This window comes from Kitasatospora sp. GP30 (genome assembly GCF_029892145.1).
Classification (GTDB): domain Bacteria; phylum Actinomycetota; class Actinomycetes; order Streptomycetales; family Streptomycetaceae; genus Kitasatospora; species Kitasatospora acidiphila.
Map to the genome: position 1 here is coordinate 45,808 of NZ_JARZAH010000023.1, position 19,777 is coordinate 65,584.

18 protein-coding genes are annotated in these 19,777 nt (G+C 71.5%); 8 read left to right on the forward strand and 10 right to left on the reverse strand.

The annotated features are described in order from the left end of the window. Positions 1–38 precede the first annotated feature (38 nt). From P3T35_RS26545 to pyk, 4 genes are all read left to right on the forward strand, one after another. Positions 39–1,217 (forward strand): alpha/beta hydrolase-fold protein, encoded by a 1,179-nt coding sequence (locus P3T35_RS26545; protein WP_101382255.1) that lies wholly within the window; start codon positions 39–41, stop codon positions 1,215–1,217. A 121-nt stretch (positions 1,218–1,338) separates the two neighbouring features. Beyond that, positions 1,339–3,486, forward strand: a complete 2,148-nt coding sequence (pta, locus tag P3T35_RS26550; protein WP_101382254.1) for a phosphate acetyltransferase — start codon at positions 1,339–1,341, stop codon at positions 3,484–3,486. Then, positions 3,479–4,684, forward strand: coding sequence for an acetate kinase (locus tag P3T35_RS26555; protein ID WP_101382253.1), 1,206 nt, complete (start codon positions 3,479–3,481; stop codon positions 4,682–4,684). The genes pta and P3T35_RS26555 overlap by 8 nt, the downstream gene beginning before the upstream one ends. A gap of 62 nt (positions 4,685–4,746) precedes the next feature. Beyond that, entirely contained in the window at positions 4,747–6,177 is a 1,431-nt protein-coding gene (gene pyk, locus P3T35_RS26560; RefSeq protein ID WP_101382252.1) for a pyruvate kinase, read from the forward strand. Between the two features lie 63 nt (positions 6,178–6,240). Here pyk and P3T35_RS26565 read toward each other — a convergent pair whose 3' ends face one another. The 4 genes from P3T35_RS26565 to trxA form a co-directional block, all read right to left on the reverse strand. Continuing rightward, complete coding sequence (locus P3T35_RS26565; protein WP_101382251.1) at positions 6,241–7,809, reverse strand: hypothetical protein; 1,569 nt, start codon at positions 7,807–7,809, stop codon at positions 6,241–6,243. Beyond that, complete coding sequence (locus P3T35_RS26570) at positions 7,806–8,426, reverse strand: DUF6114 domain-containing protein (RefSeq protein ID WP_101382250.1); 621 nt, start codon at positions 8,424–8,426, stop codon at positions 7,806–7,808. Before P3T35_RS26570 ends, P3T35_RS26565 begins: the two co-directional genes overlap by 4 nt. A gap of 169 nt (positions 8,427–8,595) precedes the next feature. Continuing rightward, complete coding sequence (locus tag P3T35_RS26575) at positions 8,596–9,282, reverse strand: DUF6230 family protein (RefSeq protein WP_101382249.1); 687 nt, start codon at positions 9,280–9,282, stop codon at positions 8,596–8,598. A gap of 620 nt (positions 9,283–9,902) precedes the next feature. Further along, positions 9,903–10,895 (reverse strand): thioredoxin, encoded by a 993-nt coding sequence (gene trxA / locus P3T35_RS26580; protein WP_101382248.1) that lies wholly within the window; start codon positions 10,893–10,895, stop codon positions 9,903–9,905. Between the two features lie 322 nt (positions 10,896–11,217). Between trxA and P3T35_RS26585 the strand changes: the two genes are divergently transcribed. Beyond that, positions 11,218–11,868 carry a TetR/AcrR family transcriptional regulator gene (locus P3T35_RS26585; protein WP_101382247.1) on the forward strand — a complete coding sequence of 217 codons (651 nt, stop codon included), beginning with the start codon at positions 11,218–11,220 and terminating at the stop codon, positions 11,866–11,868. 57 nt (positions 11,869–11,925) lie between these two features. Here P3T35_RS26585 and P3T35_RS26590 read toward each other — a convergent pair whose 3' ends face one another. The 4 genes from P3T35_RS26590 to P3T35_RS26605 all read right to left on the reverse strand — a co-directional run bounded on the left by P3T35_RS26590 (position 11,926) and on the right by P3T35_RS26605 (position 15,052). After that, the gene (locus tag P3T35_RS26590) at positions 11,926–13,611 is read right to left on the reverse strand and encodes a methylmalonyl-CoA mutase family protein (protein ID WP_101382246.1); all 1,686 of its coding nucleotides are present in this window, start codon (positions 13,609–13,611) and stop codon (positions 11,926–11,928) included. 135 nt (positions 13,612–13,746) lie between these two features. Further along, positions 13,747–14,085 (reverse strand): DUF3817 domain-containing protein, encoded by a 339-nt coding sequence (locus tag P3T35_RS26595; RefSeq protein ID WP_101382245.1) that lies wholly within the window; start codon positions 14,083–14,085, stop codon positions 13,747–13,749. A 54-nt stretch (positions 14,086–14,139) separates the two neighbouring features. Next, the gene (locus P3T35_RS26600) at positions 14,140–14,664 is read right to left on the reverse strand and encodes a MarR family transcriptional regulator (RefSeq protein WP_101385269.1); all 525 of its coding nucleotides are present in this window, start codon (positions 14,662–14,664) and stop codon (positions 14,140–14,142) included. A gap of 76 nt (positions 14,665–14,740) precedes the next feature. Then, positions 14,741–15,052 carry a DUF3817 domain-containing protein gene (locus P3T35_RS26605; RefSeq protein ID WP_101382244.1) on the reverse strand — a complete coding sequence of 104 codons (312 nt, stop codon included), beginning with the start codon at positions 15,050–15,052 and terminating at the stop codon, positions 14,741–14,743. A 205-nt stretch (positions 15,053–15,257) separates the two neighbouring features. On the opposite strand from P3T35_RS26605, the gene P3T35_RS26610 reads away from it, so the two are divergent. Beyond that, entirely contained in the window at positions 15,258–16,034 is a 777-nt protein-coding gene (locus P3T35_RS26610; RefSeq protein ID WP_101382243.1) for a DUF2127 domain-containing protein, read from the forward strand. Between the two features lie 49 nt (positions 16,035–16,083). Continuing rightward, on the forward strand, positions 16,084–16,599 hold the full coding sequence (locus P3T35_RS26615) for a MarR family transcriptional regulator (RefSeq protein ID WP_101382242.1): 516 nt from the start codon (positions 16,084–16,086) through the stop codon (positions 16,597–16,599). Positions 16,600–16,656: 57 nt separating this feature from the next. Here the strand turns inward: P3T35_RS26615 and meaB are convergent, their stop codons facing one another. Further along, complete coding sequence (gene meaB / locus P3T35_RS26620; RefSeq protein WP_101382241.1) at positions 16,657–17,613, reverse strand: methylmalonyl Co-A mutase-associated GTPase MeaB; 957 nt, start codon at positions 17,611–17,613, stop codon at positions 16,657–16,659. Between the two features lie 23 nt (positions 17,614–17,636). Then, the gene (locus P3T35_RS26625; RefSeq protein ID WP_101382240.1) at positions 17,637–18,839 is read right to left on the reverse strand and encodes an acetyl-CoA C-acetyltransferase; all 1,203 of its coding nucleotides are present in this window, start codon (positions 18,837–18,839) and stop codon (positions 17,637–17,639) included. Positions 18,840–19,057: 218 nt separating this feature from the next. Here P3T35_RS26625 and mce point away from each other — a divergent pair, with 218 nt between their 5' ends. Then, complete coding sequence (mce, locus tag P3T35_RS26630) at positions 19,058–19,495, forward strand: methylmalonyl-CoA epimerase (RefSeq protein ID WP_101382239.1); 438 nt, start codon at positions 19,058–19,060, stop codon at positions 19,493–19,495. Positions 19,496–19,777 lie beyond the last annotated feature (282 nt).

Genomic DNA, 19,777 nt, shown 5'->3' on the forward strand with positions numbered 1-19,777 from the left:
TACGCAACCGAACACCCGTACTGGCAGTCTTTGCTCTCGTGGAACTGACCGGCACGCCCTTCTTCATCCTGACCATCGTCCTCTTCGCGGCCTCGATAGCCCTGGCCCTGGCGTACTGGGGACGCGGCCGGGGCGGCCACGCGGAGGCCCTCGGCGGCCGCCGACGCGGCCGGGGCCGCCGCACGGGCGGTGCCACCCCGCTGGGCTACCTCGGCTCGTTCGCAACCGTCCTTTTCTGCCAGTTCACTGCCATTGCGGTGGTGTTCACCTGGGTGAACGACGACAACCAGCTGTATGCCAACTGGGACGACCTGCTCGGCACCACCAGCCACGTCCGCTCGGTACCGGTGCCGCCCAAGGACAACGGCCTGGCGGGCGACCAGAAGTCCGGCACCCCCAAGGTGGTCGCCTCCTTCCACGCGCCCAGCTCCGACGCGGTGCCGCGGGACGTCAAGGAGACCGACCTGAAGGGCCGGCTCTCCGGAGTGGACGGCGAGGTGCTGGTCTGGACGCCGCCGCAGTACGACGACCCGGCGTACAAGGACAAGAACTTCCCGGTGGTCGAGCTGCTGGCCGGCTACCCCGGCAGCACCAGCACCTGGTACGGCGCCACCGGCATGAACGTCACCCAGCAGCTCGCGCCGCTGATGAAGTCCGGCCAGATCACCCCGTTCATCCTGGTCACCCCGCGGGTCAACCTGCTGCAGAACGCCGACACCGGCTGCGCGGACGTCCCCGGCAAGGTCAACGCCGAGACCTGGCTGTCCCGCGACGTGCCGCAGATGGTCCTGGACAACTTCCGCACCACCGCCTCCCCCGACCAGTGGGCGGTGGCCGGCTACTCGGCCGGCGCGCACTGCGCGGCGCTGCTCGCCCTGGGCCACCCGGACCGGTACCGGGCCGCGATCGCCATGTCCGGCTACAACGACCCGAGTGGGGAGAGCGACTCGCTGACCGCCAAGGACCCCAAGCTGAGCCAGACCTCCAACCCGCTCTACCTGCTCACCCACGCCGCCACCCCGCCGAACGTCTCGCTCTGGGTGAGCGGCCGCAAGACCGACGGCCTGCCGGACGCCACCGCGCTGCAGCAGGCCGCCAAGCCGCCGACGTCGGTCACCCCGATCGAGACCACCGGGGCGCACCTGATGTCCACCTGGCGGCCGCTGGTGGTGCCGTCCTTCAAGTGGCTGAGCGGCATCATCCCGGCCCCCAAGTGATCTTCGTCCCTTGCCCCGACCGGCCACTGCACATGCGAACGCCTGACCCGGCTGCGAAGGTATGGTCGAAGCGACCCGGCCCGCTGGGGCCTGAGGAATCGGACGGAACGGGGTAGCACGCGTGGCACGCAGTGTGTACGTGACCGGGATCGACCGGGGGGACGGCCGGCAGGCGGTCGAGCTCGGGGTCATGGAACTGCTGAGCCGCCAGGTGGACCGGGTCGGGGTGTTCCGCCCGCTGGTGCACACCGACGCGCCGGGGCGGGCCGACCACATGCTGCAACTGCTGCGCTCCCGCTACCGGGTGGACCTGCCGGCCAGCGAGCTCTACGGGCTCAGCTACGAGGAGGCGGCCGCGCTGGCCGCCACCCTGGGCCAGGACGAGCTGGTCTCGGTGCTGGTCGAGCGGTTCCGCGCCCTGGAGCGCAAGTGCGAGGCGGTCCTGGTGCTCGGCACCGACTTCGCCGACACCAACATCCCCGACGAGCTGGCCTTCAACGCCCGGCTGGCCAACGAGTTCGGCGCCCTGGTGCTGCCGGTGGTCGGCGGCCAGCAGAAGGACCAGCAGACCGTCACCGCCGAGGTGCTCAACGCCCACCGCGCCTACGCCGACCTGGGCTGCTCGATACTGGCGACGATCGCCAACCGGGTGCTGCCGAGCGCCGAGTCGCAGGTGCTGCTCGGACTCGCCGGCAAGCTGCCGGAGCCGGTCTACGTGATCCCCGAGGAGCCGGCGCTGGCCGCCCCGACGGTGGCCCAGCTGGTCGAGGCGACCGGGGCCGAGGTGCTGCTGGGCGACGCCGCCGGGCTGGCCCGGGACGTCCGCGGCTTCGTCTTCGGCGGGGCGATGCTGCCGGCCTTCCTCGGCGCGCTGACCGAGGGCGCCCTGGTGGTCACCCCCGGGGACCGGGCCGACCTGCTGATCGGCTCGCTGGCCGCACACGCGGCCGGCGCCCCGCCGCTGGCCGGCGTGCTGCTGACGCTGGACCAGCACCCGGGCCCCGACGTGCTGGCGCTGGCCGCCCGGCTGGCCCCCGGCACCCCGGTGGCCGTGGTGCACGAGGGCAGCTGGCCGACCGCCGCGGCGCTCACCCACATCGAGGGCCGGCTCGGCGCCGCCAGCCCGCGGAAGGCCGAGATCGCCCTGGGCCTGTTCGAACTGCACGTCGACTCCGCCGAGTTGACCAGCCGGATCGAGCTGGGCCGGTCGGACCGGGTGACCCCGATGATGTTCGAGCACGAGCTGCTGGAACGGGCCCGCACCGACCGCCGGCACGTGGTGCTGCCGGAGGGCACCGAGGAGCGGGTGCTGCGCGCCGCCGAGATCCTGCTGCGCCGCAACATCTGCGACCTGACCCTGCTCGGCCCGGAGGACGCCGTCCGGCGCAAGGCGGCGAGCCTGGGCATCTCACTGCCGGAGCCGGCCGAGCCGGTGGAGCCGGCCGACCGGGCCCGGCTGTGGATCGTCGACCCGGCCACCTCGCCGCTGCGCCGCCGGTTCGCCCAGCGCTACGCCGAGCTGCGCGCGCACAAGGGCATGACCGTCGAACTGGCCCTGGACGTGGTCACCGACGTCAGCTACTTCGGCACCCTGATGGTCCAGGAGGGCATCGCCGACGGCATGGTCTCCGGCTCGGTGCACTCCACCGCCGCCACCATCCGCCCCGCCTTCGAGGTGATCAAGACCTCGCCGGGCGCCTCGATCGTCTCCTCGGTCTTCTTCATGTGCCTGGCCGACCGGGTGCTGGTCTACGGCGACTGCGCGGTCAACCCCGACCCGGACGCCCCGCAGCTGGCCGACATCGCCATCCGGTCCGCCGAGACCGCCGCCCAGTTCGGGGTCGAGCCTCGGGTGGCGATGCTCTCCTACTCCACCGGCAGCTCCGGCTCGGGCGTCGACGTGGACAAGGTCCGCAAGGCCACCGAGCTGATCCGCGAGCGCCGCCCCGACCTGCTGGTGGAGGGCCCGATCCAGTACGACGCCGCCGTCGACCCGCAGGTGGCCGCCACCAAGCTGCCGGGCTCCGAGGTCGCCGGGCGGGCCACCGTGCTGGTCTTCCCGGACCTCAACACCGGCAACAACACCTACAAGGCGGTGCAGCGCTCGGCCGGCGCGGTGGCGGTCGGCCCGGTGCTGCAGGGCCTGCGCAAGCCGGTCAACGACCTGTCCCGCGGCGCGCTGGTGCAGGACATCGTCAACACGGTGGCGATCACCGCCATCCAGGCCGCCAAGGAGATCGACGGTGTCAAGGAGTTCGGCGGTGCGTGAGGCGACCCGGATCCTGGTGCTCAACGCCGGCTCCTCGTCGGTCAAGTACCAGCTGATCGAGATGCTGGACGGCCGGCGGCTGGCGGTCGGCCTGGTGGAGAAGATCGGCGAGCGCACCGGTCGGCTGGTGCACACCCCGGTCCACGGCGAGCGGCGCGAGTCGGAGCGGGTCTTCGCCGACCACGCGGCCGCGCTCAAAGCGGTGGCCGCCGAACTGGCCGCCGACGGTGTCGGCCTGGACTCCCCGGAGCTGGCCGCGATCGGCCACCGGGTGGTGCACGGCGGCAAGCGGTTCACCGCACCGACCGTGATCACCGACGAGGTGCTGAAGGAGATCCGCCGGCTGGTCCCGGTGGCCCCGCTGCACAACCCCGCCAACATCACCGGCATCGAGGTGGCCCGGGCGCTGCGCCCCGACCTGCCGCAGGTGGCCGTCTTCGACACCGCCTTCCACACCACCATTCCGGACTACGCGGCCCGCTACGCGATCGACACCGCGGTCGCCGACGAGCACCGGGTGCGGCGCTACGGCTTCCACGGCACCTCGCACCAGTACGTCTCCCGGGCCACCGCCCGGCTGCTCGGCAAGGACCCGGCCGAGGTCAATGTGATCGTGCTGCACCTGGGCAACGGCGCCTCCGCGGCCGCGGTGGCCGGCGGGGTCTGCATGGACACCTCGATGGGCCTGACCCCGCTGGAGGGCCTGGTGATGGGCACCCGTTCGGGTGACATCGACCCGGGCGTGGTGTTCCATCTGCACCGGGTCGGCGGGCTCTCCATCGACGAGATCGACGACCTGCTGAACCGCCGCAGCGGCCTGCTCGGGCTGTGCGGCGAGAACGACATGCGCGAGATCATGCGGCGGGCCGAGGACGGCGACCAGGCCGCCAGGCTCGCCTTCGACGCCTATGTGCACCGGCTGCGCAAGTACCTCGGCGGCTACTACGCGGTGCTCGGCCGGGTGGACGCGATCGTCTTCACCGCAGGCGTGGGCGAGAACGCCGCGCCGGTGCGGGCCGCCGCCTGCGCAGGCCTGACCGAGCTGGGGATCGAGGTCGATCCGGAGCTCAACTCGGTGCGTTCCGACCAGGCTCGGGTGATCTCACCGGAATACTCGCGAGTAGTGGTCGCGGTGGTGCCGACCGACGAGGAACTGGAGATTGCCCAGCAGGCGTACACCGTGGTCCACCAGGGTTAATGGCCGGGGCCAACGGCTCGTCCCCCGTTCCGGGATTAACTCATACGGATAGGATCATCGATATGCGCCGAGCAAAAATTGTCTGCACCCTGGGTCCGGCGACGGACTCGTATGAACAGTTGAAGGCCATTGTCGAGGCGGGCATGAACGTCGCCCGGCTCAACATGAGCCACGGCTCCCACTCGGAGCACGAGGAGCGGTACCTGAAGGTCCGCCAGGTGGCCGAGGACACCGGCCGCACCATCGGTGTGCTGGCCGACCTGCAGGGCCCCAAGATCCGTCTGGCGACCTTCGCCAACGGCCCGGTGACCGTTGACAACGGCGACACGTTCACCATCACCACCGAAGACGTCCCCGGTGACCAGCACATCTGCGGCACCACCTACAAGGGCCTGCCCGGCGACGTGAAGCCCGGCGACCCGATCCTGATCAACGATGGCGTCATCGCCCTGGAGGTCGTCAGCGTCGACGGCCCGCGGGTGAAGACCGTGGTGGTCGAGGGCGGGGTGCTCTCCAACAACAAGGGCATCAACCTGCCCGGGGCGGCCGTCAACGTGCCGGCCCTGTCCGAGAAGGACAAGGACGACCTGCGCTTCGCGCTCCGCCTCGGCGTCGACATGGTCGCGCTCTCCTTCGTGCGCAACGCCGCCGACATCGACGACGTGCACAAGGTCATGGACGAGGTCGGCATCCGGGTGCCGGTGATCGCCAAGATCGAGAAGCCGCAGGCCGTCGAGGCGATGGAGGAGATCGTCCTCGCCTTCGACGCGATCATGGTGGCCCGCGGCGACCTGGCGGTGGAGTACCCGCTGGAGAAGGTGCCGCTGGTCCAGAAGAAGCTGATCACGCTGGCCCGCCGCAACGCCAAGCCGGTCATCGTCGCCACCCAGATGATGGAGTCGATGATCCACGCCTCCCGGCCGACCCGCGCCGAGGTGTCGGACGTGGCCAACGCCATCCTGGACGGCGCGGACGCCGTGATGCTGTCGGCCGAGTCCAGCGTCGGCAAGTACCCGGTCGAGACCGTCAAGACGATGAGCCGGATCGCCGAGCAGGCCGAGGTGGAACTGCTCTCCCAGGGCCTGCAGCCGCTCAACCCGGGCCGCAAGCCGCGCACCCAGGGCGGTTCGGTGGCCCGCGCCGCCTGCGAGCTGGGCGACTTCCTGAACGCCCAGGCGCTGGTGGCCTTCACCAAGTCGGGTGACACCGCCCGCCGGCTCTCCCGCTACCGCTCGCCGATCCCGGTGATCGCCTTCACCCCGGACTCGGCCACCCGCAACCAGCTGTCGCTGAGCTGGGGCGTGGAGGCCTATGTGACCGAGCAGGTCGAAACCACCGACGAGATGGTGCTCCAGGTCGACCAGGAACTGCTCAGCATGAAGCGGCTCGGCGCGGCCGAGACGGTGATCGTCACCGCCGGCTCACCGCCCGGCATCCCGGGCAACACCAACATGGTCCAGGTGCACCACCTGGGCTCCCGGGTCGGTCACTGACCCCGGACACGTCAGTGGGCCCCGCCGGTGGTTGACACCGGCGGGGCCCACCGCGTTTGTCGGTCAGAGCCCGTCGTAGGGCTGGTCGTCGTTGTAGAGGTGCATCCCCGGGATGTGCAGGTCACCGCCGAACTGGCCGGCCTGCACCGCCTTGACACCGGTCAGCGCCATGTCGATCGGGATCGGGATGGCGCCGATCAGGTTGTAGAGCCACTGCGGCAGGGTGTCCGGGGTGAGCGTGATGGTACCCAGCGGCGGCAGCGGGATGCCGTACAGCGAGGCCAGCTGGCCGCTGAGGCTCTCCACGTACATGGTGATCGGGCCGTTGCGCATGGTCGAGGTGGTGTTCGGGCCGCCCTTCACATGGAAGGTCTTGGCCTGGTTGCCGCCGGCCGCGGTGTCCTCGACCGTCGACATGTCGAGATTGTCGATGTCCACCGAGGAGACGGTGAACTTGAGCACCCGGTAGGTGCGGGTCGGGCTGTGCACCTCGTAGACACCGCCGAAGACCGCGCCGTAGAGCGACAGCTTGGTGGTGTGCAGGGTCCAGCTCTGGTCCGGCACCACATTGCCGGTCAGCGCGCCCGACGCGGTCAGCTTGCTGGTGTCCACCGGGCAGAGCGGGCGGGTGTCGCCGTTCGCCAGGGCCGAGGCGACCGCGGAGGGCGAGGGGGTGCCGGTCGGCGAGGCGGAGTCGCTCGGGGACGGTGACGCGGTGGCCGAGTCGCTGGGGGGCGCGCCAGGGCCGTCCGAGGATGCGGCGGCCGACGGGCTCGTGACAGTGCCGCTCGGGGTGGCACCGGGTGCCACCGGGACGGCGTCCCGGGGCGCCGGGGCGGCCGGGGAGCTCGCCGCGGTCGGGGAGTTCCCCGCCGTCGGGGCGCCGCTCGGGCTCGCGGCGCTGCTCGGCGACGAGGTGCCGCTCGGGCTCGGGCTGCTGGACGGGCTCGGCGGGTTCTGCTGGTTCTGGTGGCCCGGGTCGAAGATCCCGGCGATGCCGCCCAGGATGCTCCCGATCAGGTCCTGGCTCTGCGCGGTGCCCGGCTGGGTGGCGGCGGTCTGCACCGCCTGCCGGGTCACGTTGGTGGCGGCCTGCTGCTGGGCGGCGCTGGCCGGGGCAGCGGCGGGCTTGGCGGCGCCGGCGGGCACGGCGGCAGCGGGCTTGGCGGCAGCGGGCTTGGCGGCAGCGGGCTCGGCGGCGCCGGCCGGCTTGGTGCCGGTGGCCGGAGCCGACTGGGCGCCCCCGGCAGCGGCGCCCGACTGGCCGGAGGCTCCGGCGGGAGCGGCCGCCTGGCCGCCCCCGGTGGCGGCGCTCGGCTTGCCGCCCGCGGTCTGGCCCCCCGCGGCGGCGGGCGTGCTGGGCCCGGGCAGCGGCGTGAGCGAGCTCTTGGGCACCGGGGTGACGGTGGTGGCCGGGGTGGTCGCGGGGGTGCAGTTGGCCGCGCTGCCGGCGGTCGCCGCGTGGGCCAGCTCGGGGGCCACGGTGGCGGCCATCAGCAGCGCGGTCGGCACCGCGGCGGCGCCCAGCAGCTTGGCCCGGTTCCGGCCCCGCACCCGCGGCGCGGCATGCCGGCCGGAGCCGCGGCGCCGGTCGGGCTGGGCCGGCTCGGCTTGGTTGTCGCTCCCGCTCACTCGTCCGCTCCCGTCTGCTCGGCCTGAGCCGCCCCGGTGGCGGCGGACTCGGCAGGCGCCCCGTCGGCCTGCCCACTGGCCGCCTCCCCGGCGGCCACCGACTGCGCCAGCCCGGCCGGCGCGGTGCCATCGCCCGCCCAGCGGGTGCCGAGCTTCTCCTCGACCGGGCGCCGGAAGGCCTCCGCCTCGGCGTGCGCGGCCAGCTGCTCCTCGGTCAGCGGAGTCCAGGCGCAGAGCAGGCCGCCGCCGATCAGGCCCAGGATCAGGCCCGTCCCGAAGCCGCCCAGGTTGGAGACCGGGATCGAGATCAGGGTCAGGATGGTGACGCCGACCCCGCAGAACACCCGGCTCATCGGCTGGAACCAGGCGGCCACGCCGAGCAGCATCAGCAGCAGCCCGATGACCAGCGAACCGGCTCCCGCGGTGGTCGCCATCGCGATGCTGAGCCCGCCCAGGCTGAGGTGCGCGTACGGGAAGTACAGGATCGGGACACCGGCGAGGACCGCGACCATGCCGCCCCAGAACGGCCGGCTGCGGCGCCAGGCGCGGAACCGCACTCCCAGCGGGACTGAGCGGTCGGCGCCGTCGGGCTGAAGGTTGGCAGTTGCGGTGGTCACGATGGAACTCCTCGCGGATCTGTCCGAGGGTGAAGACTCTGGGTGTGCGGCCAGGGGACGGCTCGAAACAGCCGCCCCCTGCCCAACGGGTCCGCGGTCGCGGTCCCGGTTCCGTTCCGTCGGTGCCGCCCGGCGCTGTGACCCGGCCGGACGGACCGTCAGATCCGGATCAGTAGCACTCGTTGGCGCCCTGCGAGATGTTCAGCTTCAGGCCGGGGAGCTTGAAGGTGCCCGCCGAGGTGGCCCAGGCGGTCTGCTGGACGTTGTGCAGCTCGGCCTTGGGGGCGGACTGGGCGAAGCCCATGGCTCCGGTCGGCAGGCCGCCGCCCTTGATGTCCTTGTAGCCCTGGGCGGCGCTGCCCGGCAGGGTGGACGCGTCCTGGCCGATGTTGATCGAGTGGAAGGTCGCGTCCGCGTTCAGGTCGGTCATGTCGATCAGCAGGTTGCTGGCCTGGATCTGAGTCGGGTCGCTCGACGGGTCGTAGCTGTTCTGGTCGTCGGTCGGGTTCTGCTCGGGGGCACCACCCGCGTGCAGCTGCAGCGTCCACTTGCCGAGCGGGCCCAGGTCGGTGACCACGGACTGGCACATGTCGTGGAGGGTGGCCTTGTCGAACGCCGAGACGGCCACGGGGTGCGCGGTCTTGCCGTCGGCCTGGACGTCGACCGAACCGAACTGCGCGAAGTTCGAGCCGCGCAGGTGGTTGACGGTGACCTTGAACTGCTGGCCGGAGACGGCGAACGAGGCGGCCAGGGTGCTCTGCGCGATGCTGATGCCGATACCGGCGGTGGCGGCGATGCTGGGCACCATCACGAGGGCGAAGCGCTTCCAGCGGGTCTTGCCATAAGTCTTGGACATGCGAGTCCTCCTTCTCGGACGTACATCTCCGGGCGGCCGGAGGGACCGGCCGGGGATGGGAGAAGAGCTACGTCCTCGGTGGCGACGAGCACCGGTAAACAGCGAGCCGACAACCGGTGTTCACCCCCCGAGCGACAACCAGCCGGGCACGCGGGGTCGCGTGACCGGAACGAGGACAGGAACCGCGGTGGGACGCGGACACCCCCCTGCCCTCTCAACCGCCGAACGGGTCCGGCGGTTACCCGGTGGGGATCCCGCACTCCAGGTGTCCGGCAAGCTGCCGGGGGATGAAGTGAGGGACCGGGCGTCGCCGATCGTGCTGGAATCCTGGCCGAAGCACAAGAGGCGCCTTACTGACGGGTAATCCAACATTTGGTGATGATGATCATGAACCGGCCATGACATTGACGCAGAGTGACGAAACTCGGCGGCAGGCTCGGAGAAATCTGCTGGAAACAGGAATGAAACACCCGCACACCGTCACCTGAGGTGATGATGCGCGGGTGTTGTCAAGATTTGATAACCCCTCGTCCGGGTCGCCCTTTGTCGCCTTGTCTCTGACGACACCGCAGGTCACCCGCCGTGCCACCGGCGGCACCCAGGGACGGTCCGACCGGACGTCAGAAGAGCAGCCGGGCCAGCGCGCTGCGCGCCGCCGTCACCCGCGGATCGTCCGGGCCGATCACCTCGAACAGCTCCAGCAGACGCACCCGGGCGACGTTCCGGTCGGCGCCGGCGGTCCGGCCCACGGCGTCCAGCAGCCGTCCGAAGGCGTCCTCGACATGGCCGCCCACCAGCTCCAGGTCGGCCGCGTCCAGCTGGGCCCGCACATCGGAGGGGTTGTCCGCCGCCGCGGTCCGCACCGCCTGGGCGTCGAAGCCCTCCACCCGGCGCAGCAGCTCGGCCTGGGCCAGGCCGAGCTGGGCCTCGGTGTTGCCCGGCTGCTCGTCCAGCACGTTCTGGTAGGCCTGGATCGCGCCGCCCAGGTCGCCGCGGTCCAGCGCCTCGTGGGCGGCGTTCAGCGCCGGGTCGCCGGGCGCGGCCGGGGCCGCCGGGGCACCCGCGCCGACCGTACCGGCCGTGCCGCCGACGACGCCGAAGCGCTGCTCGGCCACCATGATCAGCTGGTCCAGCACCTGGCGGACGTTGGCCTCGTTCTCCGCACCCTGGAAGAGCGGCACCAGCTGGCCCGCCACCACCGCCATCACGGCCGGGATGCCCTGGATACCGAACTGCTGGGCGATCAGCTGGTTGGCGTCCACGTCGATCTTGGCGAGCACGATCCGGCCGGCGTACTCCTCGGCGAGCCGCTCCAGGATCGGGCTGAGCTGCTTGCACGGACCGCACCACTCGGCCCAGAAGTCGATCACCACCGGAACCTCGGTGGAGCGCTGCACGACCTCGGCCTCGAAGGTCTCCTCGGTGACGTCGATCACCAGCGGATAGCCGGCCGCCGGGGCGCTCTCCCCGTCGCCCCCGGCGGCGGCCTGACGGGCGCGTTCGGCGCGGGCCTGCTCGGCCTTCTGGGCGGCCTCCCCGGCCGCCTTCACCGCGGCGAGGTCGACCGCGCCGCGCAGGGCGGCGCTGTTCAGATGCGTGTTCCGTGGCTGCATGGCACCATCCTCCCCCGTCCGCGCCGGTGCCGGGCGCCATCCGCGAGGAAAAGCCGCGGACGCCCCCGGTAGCTGAGCCTCTCGCGCGGATCCCCACCCGCGCTGCCGCGCCCGCCCCTCCCACAGGGCCGGCGCGTGGTTGTCGCTCTATTCGCTACAGGTCGTAGCGTATCTCCCTCGATCCCCCGGGGCGCAACCCCCACCCGGCGCTCGCCGACGTGACGTGGCCCACTTTCGACGACGACTTCCGCCGCCCGGCCCGGTGCGGCTACCGTGGCAGTTCCCCACCCAAGCTACTGACCAGTACCAATGAGGAGACGCGGTGGCCCCCACCCCGCAGCCCGCGACCCAGCCTGCGCCACCCCGTGCAAAAGGCCGCCCGCGCAGTGCCGCCGCGGACCGCGCCATCCTCGACGCCACCCGCGAGGCCCTGGCCGACCTCGGCTGGGGTGGCCTGACCATGGGCGATGTCGCAGTGCGGGCCGGTGTCGCCAAGACCACCCTCTACCGCCGCTGGCCGTCCAAGAACGAGCTGGTGGTGGACGCAGTGGCGAGCCTCTTCGACGAACTGTCGATCGCCGACCGGGGCAGCCTGCGGGCCGACATCGCCGACGTGGTCACGCAGTTCGCCGATCTGCTGGCCCGCCCGGAGAGCCAGGCCGCGCTGCTCGCGCTGTTCGCCGAGGGCAGCCGCGACCCGCAGCTGCGCCGGCGGATCCGCGAGCACATCGTCGACCCGCAGAAGCGGCTGGTGCACGAGGGCCTGGCCCACGCGGTGGCCCGCGGCGAGATACCGGCCGAGGGCGACGCCGTGGAGATCGCCGAGCAGATCGACATCATCTTCGACACCATCGCCGGCGCGGTCGAGCACCGGATGCTGGTGATCGGCGAGCCGGCCGATCCCGACTGGATCAGCCGCTTCATCGACCTGCTGCTCAACCAGGGCCTCGTTCCCGGCTGCCCCGGATGCTGACATGACGAACCGCCGGGCGGCGAGGCCGACCCGGCGGTTGCGTTCGGAGCGACCGACTCAGAAGCCGGCCGGCTCCCGGTAGATCCCCCACTCCTTGCGCAGCACGTCGCAGATCTCCCCGAGGGTGGCCTCGGCCCGCACCGCGTCCAGCATCGCCGGGATCATGTTGGCGCCGTCCCGGGCGGCGGCCAGCATCGCGTCCAGCCCCGCGCGCACCGCGGCCTCGTCGCGCGCCGCCTTGCGCGCGCCCAGCGCCCGGACCTGCTCCCGCTCCACCTCGTGGCTGACCCGGAGGATCTCCAGCTCCTTGGTGACCGAGCCCGGGAAGCAGTTGACGCCCACCACCCGCTTCTCGCCCTTCTCCACCTTCTGCTGGTACTGGAAGGCGGCCTCGGCGATCTCGCCGGTGAAGTAGCCCTCCTCTATCCCGCGCAGGATGCCGGCCGTCATCGGGCCGATCGGGTGGTCCTCGGAGCCCTTGGCCAGGATCTTCGCGAAGATCTCCTCGGCCTGCGCCTCGATCCGGTCGGTCAGCGCCTCCACGTACCAGGAACCGCCCAGCGGGTCGGCCACGTTGGCCACCCCGGTCTCCTCCATCAGCACCTGCTGGGTGCGCAGCGCGATCTCGGCGGCCTGCTCGCTGGGCAGCGCCAGGGTCTCGTCGAGGGCGTTGGTGTGCAGCGAGTTGGTGCCGCCGAGCACCGCGGACAGCGCCTCCACGGCGGTGCGCACCACGTTGTTGTAGGGCTGCTGGGCGGTCAGCGAGACACCGGCGGTCTGGGTGTGGAAGCGCAGCCACTGCGCCTTCTCGGTCTTCGCGCCGTACCGGTCGCGCAGCCAGCGGGCCCAGATGCGGCGGGCCGCACGGAACTTGGCGATCTCCTCGAAGAAGTCCAGGTGCGCGTCGAAGAAGAACGACAGGCCCGGGGCGAAGACGTCCACGTCCAGCCCGCGGGAGAGGCCCAGCTCCACGTAGGCGAAGCCGTCGGCCAGGGTGTAGGCGAGCTCCTGGGCGGCGGTGGCCCCGGCCTCGCGGATGTGGTAGCCGGAGACGGAGAGCGGCTTGTAGGCGGGGATGCCCTGCGCGCAGTACTCCATCAGGTCGCCGATCAGGCGCAGGTGCGGCTCGGGGGCGAAGAGCCACTCCTTCTGCGCGATGTACTCCTTGAAGATGTCGGTCTGCAGGGTGCCGTTGAGCACGCCCGGGTCGACCCCCTGGCGCTCGGCGGCCACCAGGTACATGCAGAAGATCGGCACGGCCGGGCCGCTGATCGTCATCGAGGTGGTGACGTCGCCCAGCGGGATGCTGTTGAACAGCACCTCCATGTCGGCGGCCGAGTCGATCGCCACGCCGCAGTGGCCGACCTCGCCGAGCGAACGGGCGTCATCCGAGTCGTAGCCCATCAGGGTCGGCATGTCGAAGGCGACCGAGAGGCCGCCGCCGCCCGCCTCCAGGATCATCCGGTAGCGCTCGTTGGTCTGCTCGGCGTTGCCGAAGCCGGCGAACTGGCGGATGGTCCAGGTCCGGCCGCGGTAGCCGGTGGGGTGCAGGCCGCGGGTGTAGGGGTACTCGCCCGGCCAGCCGATCCGCTCGAAGCCCTCGTAGGACTGGTCGGCGGGCGGGCCGTAGACCGGCTGCACCTCGTCACCCGAGAGGGTGGTGAAGTCGGCGTCGCGCTTGCGGGCCCGGTCGTAGCGCTGCTGCCAGCGCTGCCGGCCCTGCTCGATCTCCTCGGCGTCCATGGGCTCCGCTCCGGTCAAGTAGTAGGACGTCCTATCAATTTACTCGGACGTCCTAGTAATTGTCGATGGCAGTCTCGCCCCTCGAACGCGCGAACCCCCGCCGTGGCGGGGGTTCGCGGGTGCTGCGTGCGGTCGTCAGGCGCTGACCGGCTCCTTGGCGGCGGCCGGGGCGGTGGCGGCCGCGGCCTCCCGGACCACCCGGCGCTCGGCGATGAAGGAGGCGAACGGGATGCAGCCGGCCGCCAGCGTGAAGATCAGGCGACCCAGCGGCCACTTGAGCTTCTGGCCCAGCAGGAAGGTCACGATGAAGTACCCGATGTACAGGTAGCCGTGCAGCATCGCCACGTACATGGTGGCGTTCTGGGCGACGTCGAAGCCGTACTTCGCGATCATGAAGCCGCAGAAGATCAGCAGCGCGCAGCCGGTGGCGATGGCCAGGGCGCGGTACCAGGCCAGCAGGGGGGTGGGCTTCATTGGTCGACAGCCTTCACTAGACAAGGGGCTCCGGTAGAGGGTAACCGGCTTTGTTCAGGACTCCTCGGCGCGCCCCTCGGCGAAGTCCCCGGCGGCCACCCGCAACGGCTTGAGCAGGTCGAACACCTGTCGGCACTGCCCCTCGTCGTAGGCCTCCAGACCGAACTCGATCGCCATCAGCTCCCGGGTGGCCCGCTCCACCACCTCCCGGCCGCGCGGGGTGATGGTGGCCAGCACCCCTCGCCCGTCCAGCGGGTTGGGGCGGCGGGAGACCAGCCCGGACTTCTCCAGCCGGTCCACCGTGTTGGTCACGCTGGTCGGATGGACCATCAGCCGCTCGCCGATCTTGGAGAGCGGCAGCTCGCCGGTCCGGCTGAAGGTGAGCAGCACCAGCGCCTCGTAGCGGGCGAAGGTCAGGCCGTAGGGCTTGACCACCGCGTCCACCCGGGCCAGCAGGATCTGGTGGGCGCGCATCACGGAGGTGATCGCCGCCATCGCGGGCACCCGACCCCAGCGCTGCGTCCACAGCTCGTCGGCGCGGGCGATCGGGTCGAAGTCGAGCGAGAGGGGTTTGGCCACGTCCCACACCGTACCGGCGGCCCGAGCGGCCTCCGGCCCGCGCCCGCATGGTGGACCGCCCACCTGCCAGGACCGGCTATGCGGCCTCGGCCGCGAACTGCCCCTTCTCCTCCTTGGCGAGCATCCGCTCGGCGAAGAAGCCGCCGGTCGGGAGCACCGAGAGGACGAACAGCAGCGCCACCTTCTTGAGGTCCCAGCGCTGCTTCTGCCAGGCCAGGTAGAGGAAGGCCACGTAGGCGATGAACAGCATCCCGTGGACCCAGCCGAGCACCGGGACCGGGTTGAAGCTGGTGTTCGCCTTCAGCACCACCCCGACCAGCAGGAGTATGAAGGACAGGCCTTCGGGGGCGGAGACGAGACGCAGGCGGTGCGCGGCGCTGTTCTGCATGGCGGGGATTACCTCACGGGGGCGGAGTGCGAACGGGGGAGCTTGTGAAGGAGAGCACAAGCCGCCGCCCATTATGTGTCGCTCGTTCGGGCGAACGGGGAGCGGGGCCGGGTAGCGATGGTCACACCCGTGGCCGGGCGTCGGAGGGCATCGCTATCCTGCTGGCGCACGGCAGCCATCAAGGCCCGACGGGGGAAAGCACCACATGTTCACACGCGACTGGAACCGCCGTACCTGCGCCAAGCGCGGCCACATCACCTACGCACCGACCGAGCCCGACCTGCGCTCCCGGCTGCACGCCGCAACCGCCATGGGCGACGCCTGGCGCTGCCTGCGCTGCGGCGACTTCTCGCTGGGCGCGCCGCACGGCGGCGGCCCGGCGTCCGACGCCCCGCTGGTGCCGCGCGGCAAGGCGCTGCGCGAGCTCTTCGTGCTGCGCTTCCTGGCGGCGGAGCGGGTGCTCCGCGCGGTGCTCGGCCTGCTGATCGCCTGGGCCGTCTGGAAGTTCTCCAACAGCCAGGACGCGGTGCGCCAGCTCTTCGAGCACGACCTGACGACACTGAGGCCGGTGGCCGACCACTTCCACTGGGACCTGGAGCACGCCTCGGTGGTGGACACCATCCGCAAGTCCTTCGACTACAAGCCGAAGACCCTGGTGTTCGTGGCCCTCGGGGTGGCGGTCTACTCGCTGATCGAGGGCGTCGAGGGCGTCGGGCTGTGGCTGAACAAGCGCTGGGCGGAGTACCTGGCCGTGGTGGCCACCGGCGTGTTCCTGATTCCCGAGGGGTACGAGCTGAGCCACCACGTCTCGGCGATCAAGATCGCGACCACCATCGTGAACATCGCCGCCGTCCTGTGGATCCTGCTCTCCAAGCGGCTGTTCGGCCTGCGCGGCGGCTTCGCGGCCTTCGAGGCGGAGCGCCACTCGGCCTCGCTCCTCGAGGTGCGGACCATGGCCGCCCCGGCGCCGGCGGCCGCTTAGGCATGGGCGAGATTGTAGAAGATTGAACAATTCCGGGTATGCTGTCGATATGGATACGCACGCTGACGAGCCGACGGAGCTGCCGGCCGCTGCCACGGAGGACGACGCCCCCTGGCTGACCGCCCGTGAACAGCGCTTCTGGCGTGCCCATCTGGAGGTCAGCAAGCTGCTGGAGTACCAGCTGGGCCGCGAACTGGCGCAGTACGACCTGGCGATCAACGACTACGAGATCCTCGTGGTGCTCTCCGAGTCCCCGGACCGACGGATGCGGATGACCGACCTGGCCGCCGCCACCCTGCAGTCCAAGAGCCGGCTCAGCCACCAGATCACCCGGATGGAGAACGCCGGCCTGGTGCTCCGCCAGGAGTGCCCGGGCGACCGCCGGGGCCTGTACGCGCACCTCACCGAGCAGGGCTGGCAGACCCTGCGCAAGGCCGCGCCCGACCATGTGCGCAGCGTCCGGGCGCACTTCATCGACCGGCTGGACGACGACCAGCTGGACGCCACGTACCAGGCGCTGGCCCCGATCGCCGAGCATCTGCGCGGCCTGCGCGGCAAGCCCTGACCGGGTACTGAAAACGCTGATGGGCCCTCAACCGAGGGCCCATCAGCGTTTCGGTGCTCAGCGGTCGGTGAGGCCCGCCACCAGGCGGTCGGCCGCGCCGTACGGGTCCAGCCGGCCACCGGCCACCTGGTCGGCCAGCGAATCCAGGTGGCGGTCGCCGTGCAGGTCGCCGATCCGGGCCCGCAGCTGGGCCAGCGCGATCGCCTCGATCTCCTGGGCGGCCCGGCGACGCCGGCGGGCCGCCAGCTCGCCGCCCTCCTCCAGCCAGGCGCGGTGCTTCTCCAGCGCCTCGACGACCTCGTCCACGCCCTCGTTGCGGGCCGCGACGGTCTTGACGATCGGCGGGCGCCAGTCCCCCGGCTGCCGGGCCTCGCCCAGGCCGAGCATGTGGCTCAGCTCCCGCGCGGTGGCGTCCGCGCCGTCCCGGTCGGCCTTGTTGACCACGAAGACGTCGCCGATCTCCAGGATGCCCGCCTTGGCGGCCTGGATCCCGTCGCCCATGCCGGGCGCCATCAGCACCACGGTGGTGTCCGCCTGGGCGGCCACCTCCACCTCGGACTGGCCGACCCCGACGGTCTCCACCAGGATCACCTCGCAGCCGGCCGCGTCCAGCACCCGCAGTGCCTGCGGCGCGGCCCAGGAGAGCCCGCCCAGGTGGCCGCGGGTGGCCATGGAGCGGATGAACACGTCCGGGTCGGTGGCGTGGTCCTGCATCCGCACCCGGTCGCCGAGCAGCGCGCCGCCGGAGAACGGCGAGGACGGGTCGACCGCCAGCACCCCGACCCGCTTGCCGAGCCGCCGGTAGGCGGAGACCAGCGCGGAGGTGGAGGTCGACTTGCCCACCCCGGGCGAGCCGGTCAGACCGACCGTGTAGGCCTGACCGGTGTACGGCGCCAGCGCGGCCATCGCCTCGCGCAGCTGCGGGGCCGCGTTCTCGACCAGCGAGATCAGCCGGGCCACCGCACGCGGGCGTCCCGCGCGGGCCTGCTCGACCAGGGTGGGCACATCGATCATCGAACTGTTCTCCTCGCTGGGGTTCAGGCCTTCGGCACCCGGATGATCAGGGCGTCGCCCTGGCCGCCGCCACCGCACAGCGCGGCCGCGCCGATGCCGCCGCCGCGCCGGCCCAGCTCCAGCGCCAGGTGCAGCACCACGCGGGCGCCGGACATGCCGATCGGGTGGCCGAGGGCGATCGCGCCGCCGTTGACGTTGACGATGTCGTGGCTGACGCCCAGGTCCTTGACGGACTGGTAGGCGACCGCGGCGAACGCCTCGTTGATCTCGATCAGGTCCAGGTCCTCGACCGCGATGCCCTCCTTGGCCACCGCGTGCTTGATCGCGTTGGACGGCTGGGACTGCAGCGAGGTGTCCGGGCCGGCCACGTTGCCGTGCGCGCCGATCTCGGCGATCCAGCTCAGGCCCAGCTCCTCGGCCTTGGCCTTGCTCATCACGACCACCGCGGCGGCGCCGTCGGAGATCTGCGAGGAGGTGCCGGCGGTGATGGTGCCGTCCTTGGTGAAGGCCGGACGCAGCTTGCCCAGGCTCTCGGCCGTGGTGTCGGCGCGGATGCCCTCGTCCAGGCTGAACAGCACCGGGTCGCCCTTGCGCTGTGGGATCTCCACCGGCACGATCTCGGCCTCGAAGACGCCGTTCTTCTGGGCGGCGGCGGCCCGCTGGTGCGAGCGGGCGGCGATCTCGTCCTGCGGCTCGCGCGGGATGCCCAGGCGGGTGTTGTGCTTCTCGGTGGACTCGCCCATCGGGATGTTCGCCCACGGGTCGGTCAGGCCGTCGTAGGCCATCGCGTCGAGCATCTCGACCGCGCCGTACTTGAAGCCCTCGCGGGACTTCGGCAGCAGGTGGGGGGCGTTGGTCATGGACTCCTGGCCGCCGGCCACCACGATGTCGAACTCGCCGGCCCGGATCAGCTGGTCGGCCAGCGCGATGGCGTCCAGCCCGGAGAGGCAGACCTTGTTGATGGTCAGCGCCGGCACCGACATCGGGATCCCGGCGGCGACCGCGGCCTGGCGGGCCGGGATCTGGCCGGTGCCGGCCTGCAGCACCTGGCCCATGATCACGTACTGCACCTGGTCGCCCGCCACCCCGGCGCGCTCCAGCGCGGCCTTGATCGCCAGGCCGCCGAGCTGGGCACCGGAGAAGTTCTTGAGCGAGCCGAGCAGGCGGCCCATCGGAGTGCGAGCGCCCGCGACGATCACGGACGTAGTTGCGGAAGCAGTAGGCATGGCACGAGCCCCTTCGCACGTCTTGGCCAGCGAGTCCGTCGGATCGATGCGTGAGCACGGCGACGAGCCCGGGGAGAGGGATGCTGCTCAATGTACTGACCCGTAACTCGGGCGTCACCGGAGCCGCGGTGTGATCAGGCTCGCACGCGACCGCCACCCGCCGAGGTGGGACACTGCGCAGCACTGGCCGCGACCGCTTCTCCCCAAGGGGGCCCCGAGTGCTGACCCGCATCGACCACATCGGCATCGCCTGCTTCGACCTCGACAAGACGGTCGAGTTCTACCGTGCCACGTACGGCTTCGAGGTGTTCCACTCCGAGGTCAACGAGGAGCAGGGGGTCCGCGAGGCCATGCTCAAGATCAACGACACCGGCGACGGCGGCGCCTCCTACCTCCAGCTGCTGGAGCCGACCCGCGAGGACTCCACGGTCGCCAAGTGGCTGGCGAAGAACGGCGAGGGCGTCCACCACATCGCCTTCGGCACGGCCGACGTCGACGGCGACGCGGCCGACATCCGTTCGAAGGGCGTCCGGGTGCTCTACGACCAGCCGCGGATCGGCTCGATGGGCTCGCGGATCACCTTCCTGCACCCCAAGGACTGCGGCGGAGTGCTGACCGAGCTGGTCACCTCCGCCGAGCACCCCGAGCAGCACTGAGCCGCCCGACCCGCCGGTAACCTGGTTAGCGGCCACCCTCGGCGGTTACAACGCCGCATCGGCCCACTACACTGCCCAGGGTCACAGGGGAGTCCATTACCAGGGCACGGCTGAACAGTCGCTCGTCGGATCTGTCACCATTCTCCACAGGCAAGAGTTCGCCCAGGAGTCCACCCGGTCGGCGGAGTGCGGTGCCCCGCGCTCTGGCGGCCGTTCGGCTCCGACCGTGACCGTCCGGACTGGTCGCGGATGCAAGGACCGGCACGGCCGGCCCCCGGGCGG

Coding starts and splice junctions, on each gene's coding strand:
- P3T35_RS26625 (WP_101382240.1), bottom strand. CDS start 18,839: ATGCCTACTGCTTCCGCAACTACGTCCGTGATCGTCGCGGGCGCTCGC.
- P3T35_RS26605 (WP_101382244.1), bottom strand. CDS start 15,052: ATGCAGAACAGCGCCGCGCACCGCCTGCGTCTCGTCTCCGCCCCCGAA.
- P3T35_RS26590 (WP_101382246.1), bottom strand. CDS start 13,611: ATGGACGCCGAGGAGATCGAGCAGGGCCGGCAGCGCTGGCAGCAGCGC.
- trxA (WP_101382248.1), bottom strand. CDS start 10,895: ATGCAGCCACGGAACACGCATCTGAACAGCGCCGCCCTGCGCGGCGCG.
- P3T35_RS26610 (WP_101382243.1), top strand. CDS start 15,258: ATGTTCACACGCGACTGGAACCGCCGTACCTGCGCCAAGCGCGGCCAC.
- P3T35_RS26615 (WP_101382242.1), top strand. CDS start 16,084: ATGGATACGCACGCTGACGAGCCGACGGAGCTGCCGGCCGCTGCCACG.
- meaB (WP_101382241.1), bottom strand. CDS start 17,613: ATGATCGATGTGCCCACCCTGGTCGAGCAGGCCCGCGCGGGACGCCCG.
- pyk (WP_101382252.1), top strand. CDS start 4,747: ATGCGCCGAGCAAAAATTGTCTGCACCCTGGGTCCGGCGACGGACTCG.
- P3T35_RS26575 (WP_101382249.1), bottom strand. CDS start 9,282: ATGTCCAAGACTTATGGCAAGACCCGCTGGAAGCGCTTCGCCCTCGTG.
- P3T35_RS26595 (WP_101382245.1), bottom strand. CDS start 14,085: ATGAAGCCCACCCCCCTGCTGGCCTGGTACCGCGCCCTGGCCATCGCC.